The organism is Bradyrhizobium sp. AC87j1 (genome assembly GCF_002936975.1).
GTDB classification, from domain to species: Bacteria; Pseudomonadota; Alphaproteobacteria; order Rhizobiales; family Xanthobacteraceae; genus Bradyrhizobium; species Bradyrhizobium shewense.
Genome location: NZ_PTFE01000248.1, coordinates 1 through 1,232, shown reverse-complemented (window position 1 = coordinate 1,232; position 1,232 = coordinate 1). Strand labels below are relative to the sequence as shown.

The 1,232-nt window shown below is 57.1% G+C and carries 1 protein-coding gene; it reads right to left on the bottom strand.

Annotated elements, in window-relative coordinates; genetic code table 11:
- Positions 1-621 precede the first annotated feature (621 nt).
- A partial coding sequence (locus CV770_RS41110; RefSeq protein WP_245454030.1) for an acetoacetate decarboxylase family protein occupies positions 622-1,232 on the bottom strand: 611 nt, incomplete at its 5' end.

Here is a 1,232-nt window from a genome sequence, read left to right as displayed (position 1 = left end):
GAGCCGCCGCACTGGCTCCGTGGTAGCACTACGCACTGTGTCCATTCTAAGCCTTACGGTCAAAACCAAACCGCAGACTTACAGATCAGCGCATCATCCGGAAGGTGGCCGCAAAACATCGCTTACAGAGAACCACGGCACCACCCGGATTTACGCGAAGTCGACATCGATGCGCTGAGAACATTGAGCCTGCCCCGGCCTCGAGGCGTGCAATGACCGATCTGCACTCCGCACCCGATAAGTACCTGAGCATGCGCAAGGGGTTGGGATATAAGTGTGAGCACCAGACCCGTCGGCTCGCCGACTTCATTGCCTTCTGAAGAAGCGCAAAGCCAGGATCATCACCAAGAAGCTGGCAATGGAATGGGCAACGCTGCCGCCCGATCGTCATGCATCCTGGGCGCCGCGATTGAGCGACGTGCGCGGGTTCGCGCGCCATGTCGCCAACTTCGATCCGAGAGCGGAGGTGTCGCCCGTCGGCATGCTGCCCCGATGAAAGCGCGCCAAGCCCTATGTCTACAGCGACGCGGAGATCGATGCGATACTGTAACGGCTCATCAGTGGGCACGCCGAGAGCCCGGGGCTGAACTCAGGATTGGATGAACTCCTGAAGCTTATCGATCACTGTTTACCTGGAGTTGCGGTTTCCGAAAGGATATCAATGACCTCGAGCTTGGCGTCATACTCCTCGTATGTGCCGAGCACGGGTTCGCCAAGGGCAATATTGTGCACGGGATCGACAATCGAGGGTGAGTCGTAAGTTAGGGAGGTGGGTCCAGTAAATTGAACTTCTTCGCCAAGCTCGTCGCGTCGCAACATTCGCTCGGTGCACCATTTGACGAGCTGCGTTACTGCACCCTTCCCGCGCTCATTGATGGGGGGCAGATGCCGAACCGAGTAGAAATACGTCCGCGCAGAAAACATCTGTTGCGAACTCGAGCTCATGCGCTGGTCCGGTTGAGCGGTAAGGGTCAGCAGACGCTTGCCAGCTGGACGCTCGAGCGTACCCTGAATTAGGCCACCTTCTCTAATCAGAGTAATGTGCGCCAGCTTTTTTGGAGCACCAAGAACCTCTCGTCCCGAGGCAAGCGCTGCATCATTCGTTGTCACGTAAATGTAAGGAATGTAAAAGCCGGTCTCACCGCCGGGATCACGAACTTGAATTCCTGAATAGCACTCCAAGTACGGCCCCACAGTGCTTGAGGGATAGCTCGCGACCCCCACAACGCCGA